General features: G+C 52.0%; 5 protein-coding genes. 2 read left to right on the top strand and 3 right to left on the bottom strand.

Annotated features, from left to right (window positions below):
• Positions 1 to 862, bottom strand: an 862-nt coding sequence (locus ACLTD4_RS32555; RefSeq protein ID WP_412331905.1) for a Gfo/Idh/MocA family protein, incomplete at its 3' end; no start/stop codon positions are given.
• A gap of 276 nt (positions 863 to 1,138) precedes the next feature.
• Here ACLTD4_RS32555 and ACLTD4_RS32550 point away from each other — a divergent pair.
• Both ACLTD4_RS32550 and ACLTD4_RS32545 read left to right on the top strand, forming a co-directional pair.
• Positions 1,139 to 1,978, top strand: coding sequence for a helix-turn-helix transcriptional regulator (locus tag ACLTD4_RS32550; protein WP_117620503.1), 840 nt, complete (start codon positions 1,139 to 1,141; stop codon positions 1,976 to 1,978).
• On the top strand, positions 1,975 to 2,901 hold the full coding sequence (locus ACLTD4_RS32545; RefSeq protein WP_117620502.1) for an NAD-dependent epimerase/dehydratase family protein: 927 nt from the start codon (positions 1,975 to 1,977) through the stop codon (positions 2,899 to 2,901). The genes ACLTD4_RS32550 and ACLTD4_RS32545 overlap by 4 nt, the downstream gene beginning before the upstream one ends.
• Before the next feature lie 115 nt (positions 2,902 to 3,016).
• Here the strand turns inward: ACLTD4_RS32545 and ACLTD4_RS32540 are convergent, their stop codons facing one another.
• Both ACLTD4_RS32540 and ACLTD4_RS32535 read right to left on the bottom strand, forming a co-directional pair.
• Entirely contained in the window at positions 3,017 to 3,691 is a 675-nt protein-coding gene (locus ACLTD4_RS32540; protein ID WP_117620501.1) for a potassium channel family protein, read from the bottom strand.
• 14 nt (positions 3,692 to 3,705) lie between these two features.
• A complete protein-coding gene (locus ACLTD4_RS32535; RefSeq protein WP_117620500.1) occupies positions 3,706 to 5,001 on the bottom strand; it encodes a TrkH family potassium uptake protein in 1,296 nt (431 codons plus the stop codon).
• Between the last annotated feature and the right edge of the window lie 164 nt (positions 5,002 to 5,165).

Genomic DNA, 5,165 nt, shown 5'->3' with positions numbered 1-5,165 from the left:
GCTCCCGGTAACGCGTCTGAAGTTGTTCCTCAAACGCTTCGTTTTCGACAGGAAAGCCCGTTGGTGCGGACCTGCTGCTCACCACCTTCCACGGAGACGCCACGCCCGCCTTTTCGCACTGAAAGCTCAGCCTCTGCCCTTCCCCGTGCGTTACGAGAGAGGCCGTTACCGTCACGAGCGCACCGTTTTCATAGGTAAGGATCGCGGCGGACACATCCTCCACCTCGGCATTGTCATGTGCTGTATTCCCCAGGACAGCCGTCACTGTGCGGGGAGCTCCCATGATCCAGTTCAGCAGATCGATCTGATGTACAGCGTGGTTTAGGGTACAGCCTCCGCCTTCCATTTCCCACGTTCCCCTCCACCAAAGATCGTAATATTCCCGACCTCTGAACCATAGAGATTCCACCTGTCCGAACAGGACCTTTCCCACGGCTCCGGAGGCGATTACGCTCTTCAAGCTCCGGTTGTCCCGCAGGTAGCGGTTCTGAGAGATGACTCCCAGATAACAGCCTGTCTCCCGCTGAACCCGCATCATCTCGTCACACTCTTCCAGAGAAGACGCCATAGGCTTTTCCACCAGAACGTGTTTTCCCGCTTTCATGCAGATCACGGCGCTCTCCCCATGGGTAAACGGCGGGGTACAGATGCTGACCAGACAGATGTCGCTCCGCTCTGCCATCTCTTTACAGTCGCTGTAAACAGCCGTGTCTTTTAAGTGGTATTTTTCTTTCAGCGCCTCCGCCTTTTTGGGGACGAGGTCGCACAATGCTATGATACGGCACCTGTCCTGAAAGGCCAGATACGCCTCGATATGGCTCTCTGAAATCACGCCTGTTCCGATCACTGCGACACCGGTCATGGGCTCCCCTCCTTTATACTTTTTACTTTTCACAGATATCGATACCACCGGGCGGCGTTACTTCCCTGTGCAAAGTGTTTTTAAATGTTGTTTATTTACAAATGCATTATAACAAGTTGCACAATAAAAAAGAATGAAGGAATCAAAGGCCATTTGTAATTATTAAAGATAAAATTCTGTTTAAAAACTCCGTTGCGCAATTGTTTTTCCTCCTCTATAATGAAGCCATACCACAGACAGCGTTATCTCTGCATCACGGGAGGAAAAGGAGCTTTTATGATTCCTGACTTTAACAACATGATTCCTGAACTTCATTATTACATCCACAGGAAGTGTACGCCCAACTGGAAAATCGATGCGAATGTGATCCCCTTCATCGACATTACATACGTCATAGACGGTAAGGCCGAGTACAATATCGGGGGCCACATTTATATTGTAAAAAAAGGCGATTTAATCTGCATCCCTCAGAACACCTACCGGGCGGCCGTCAACATCCCGGAAGACTTGATGGAGTGCTACTCCACCAACATCTTTCTGCGGGATCAGTTCGGTCAGGAAGCCCGCCTGCCGCTTCCCATCATCAGCCACATCGGGATCATCCCCCGGCTGATCTCGCGTTTCCACGAAATCCACGAGGAATGGCTGCAGAGGGATTTTGGATATATGCTGAAGATACGCGGAATTTTATGCCTCATCCTGTATCAGATATCCAACCTGATCCTGAATGAAAACCATTTAAGCCAGGAAGACCCCCGCATCAAAAACAGCATCCGCTATATGAGCATGCATTATCAGGACCCGCTGACCATCGATCTGATGGCCCGCCAGTTCCATCTCCATCCCGTCTACTACGGAAGTCTGTTCCGGGAGGCCATGGGGATGACCTTCAAGCAGTATCTCATCTCACTCCGTTTAAACTATGCGGAGAATATGTTAAAAAGCGGGGAATACAGCGTCAGTGAGGTGGCGCTGCAATGTGGATTTTCAGATATCTTCTACTTCAGCAAGCTGTTTAAGGAGAAGAAGGGGATTCCGCCCTCCGGCATGTTTCCACCGGAAAGAAGAAAGAAAAAAGAAGACACGATTTTACTACCAGGAGGAAAAGAAGAATGAAAGCACTGATTATCGGAGGAAGCGGCGGCGTAAGCGGCATGCTGGCTTCCATGGCGAAAGAAACGTATGAGGTCTGGGCCCTCACCAGGGGAAAACGCCCTCTCGGCGCTGGAATCATCCCTCTCTGTGCGGACCGGGACGACAGGGAGGGATTAAAGAAGGCTATCCTGGGAGCGGGTGTCACCTGGGATGTGGTCTTCGACTGCATCTGCATGAACGAACGCCATGCCGAACAGGACCTGGAGGTGCTGCCTTTCGTGAGCAGCCGGCTGGTGGTTATCTCAACCGACTCCGTCTACGATCCGGCGCGCAAAGCGACGCCTCAGGCGGAAGACGGATTCTTCGTGGAGGAAAAGGGCGCCCCGGAGGAATGCAGCTATGCGGGAAACAAGCGGAAGATGGAGAAAGTCTTTCTCCGCTATTTTTCCGGAGAAGGGGAGCACGGACTTAACGTTACACTCTTTCGTCCCGGCCATATCTACGGCCCAGGTTTTCTGCTGGGCTGCTATCCGGAGCACAGCCGCCAAAAGGAGCTGCCGGATCTCATTCTGGCAGGACAGCCCCTCTCCCTCGTAACCGGCGGAATCCATATCACACAGCCGGTCTTCGTCCGCGATCTGGCACGCACTATGCTGGACTCGGTAAACCGGGAAGGCGCCTTTCAGCAGATCTTCTGCATCGGCGGCCCGGAAGCGGTGGAAAACCGCCTGTATTACGAAATCCTGGGAAGACTTCTCGGTGTGGAAATCACCATACGGGAACTGCCCCTCACCGGATACCTTGAGGCCCATCCCGAATATTCCGGCCATTTGTGCCACCGAATCTACGATTTATCGAAACTAAAGGCCGCCGGCGTCCGGCTGCCCGATACACCGCTGGCAGAAGGTTTAAAGCTCCATCTGGAATCTCTTGGATATTTATAAATCCCTATGCCGCCAAACGCTCCTACAGGCAGGGTGTCTGGCCCGCTGTACCAGCAGACAAAGAGGCTGTCCGGAATCCCTTTTTCTTTCCGAACAGCCTCTTCACCTTTACGTATTACTCCTCCGACAAATACGCCTCAAACCGATTAATATTATCCCGCTTTCCGATCACCACGATCACATCTTCCTTCCGGAACCGGTAGGTGGGCTGAATGTCAATAGTCGTATCGTGCTCCCGTTCCATCGCCACGATGTTTAGGCCGAACTGGTTGCGTATTCCCGCCTCCATCACGCTCTTGCCCTCCAGCACCGTTGTGAGCCGGATCTCCGAGACCGCGATGTCGTCGTTCAGGCTGATGAAATCCAGTGCATGGGGTGATACGAGGCGCCTGGCCAGACGGATGGCGATATCTTTCTCCGGGTACACCACCTCGGCTCCGATCTTCTCCAGCACACAGCCGTGTTCCGCGCTGGTAGCCTTCGATATGACCCTGGGTACTCCCATGGATATGACGGTCAGTGTGGCCAGTATACTGGTATCAATCTTCTCGCCGATGCATACGATCACCGTCTCACAGTTCTGAATTCCGGCGCTCTCGAACGATGCCCTGTCAATGCCCTCGACGACAAAGGCCTCCGAGACCATATCACGGATCTGCTTTACCTTGCTCTCCGTGTTGTCAACCACCATGACCTCTTTTCCTGCCTCGGAAAGGGCGGTCGCCAGTGCGATCCCGAACCTTCCCAGACCTATAATTCCATACTCTATCGTATCTTTCCTGCGTTTCATTCTATCTCTCTCCTCTACCCTATTGTAATCATTTCTTCCGAGTACCACGCGCCCGCCTTCGGTTTAAAGCTCCAAATGGTCGCGATGGTAAGCGGTCCAAGCCTTCCGATAAACATGGTAAGCACCAGAATCAGCTTCGCACATACGTTTAAATCCGGCGTAATTCCGGTGGACAGGCCTACGGTTCCGAACGCGCTGACCGTCTCAAACAACAGCTTCACGAAATCGTATTCCGGCTCCACAAGGCACATCAGAAAGGTCTGCATACAAACCACTCCCAGCGCCAGTATGGTGATGATAAATGCCTGTGAGATCACCTCCGTCGGAATCCGGCGTTTGAACGCGCTGCAGTGCCTGTTGGTCGCCGCGCTGAACATGCTCTTTACCAGCACAAATGTTGTCGTAGTCTTAATACCGCCTCCGGTCGACCCCGGCGACGCTCCCAGAAACATCAGAATCGTCAGGACAAACAGGCCCGCGTTGGAAAAATTTCCGATTGGATAAGTGGAGAATCCCGCTGTTCTGGCGGAAGTGCTCTGAAACAGGGCGCCCAGCCACGTAATCTCCTCTGTCATTTTTAACAGTATGGTTCCCACAGCCAGCAGTATGGCAGAGGTCAGAATAACGACCTTCGAGTGGAGGCTCAGCTTCTTCCAGGAGCGCTTCGCCCACACCTCCCGGATTACGAGAAATCCCAGGCCGCCGAAGATAATCAGGCCGCAGGTGGTAAGATTCAAGAGGACGTTGTCCTGATATGGAATCAGGTTTGTCAGTCCTCCCAGGATGTCAAAACCCGAGTTGTTAAACGCCGCCACGGAATGGAACACGCTGATTCCCAGCGCATCCAGAGCCGGATAATCCCTGGAAAATACCAAAAAGCTTAAAAACGCGCCGATGCCCTCGAACAGCAGCGTCATAAAGAGAATGGATTCCACCAGCGCCACCACGCCCTTTACCGTAGTTAAGTTCATGGAATCACGGATCAGCACGCGTCCATGAATTCCTATCTTCTTTCCTGCCAGCAGAATAAAACCGACGCCGACGCAGGTAACTCCCAGGCCGCCGATCTGGATTAAGAGAGCTACCACCGTCCTGCCGAATACATTAAAGGTATCCGCCGTATCTACTGCGATCAGCCCCGTCACGCACACCGCGCTGGTGGACGTAAACAGGGCGTCTATGTAGTTCACGTGAACCCCCTCGTTTGCCGAAATGGGGAGCCACAGAATCAGGCTTCCTGTCAAAATAACGAAAGCAAAGCCCAGCACGACAATCCGGCCCGGGCTCAATTTACGCAAATGTTCACTCATCATGCACCTCTCTTTTTATGATATGGCTAAATTAGCACAATCATGAGCAGGATTCAATCCTTTATCAGAATACTTAACACATCTTTAACTTTGTGATCGTTTGCTGATTTTTTATAATTTTTTTTACAAAACCCTCTTGACATTTTATTTCCTTTGAGTATAAT

Source organism: Hungatella sp., assembly GCF_046966825.1.
Note: the sequence above shows the minus strand (reverse complement) of the source record. Positions and strands in the feature narration are given on the sequence as shown.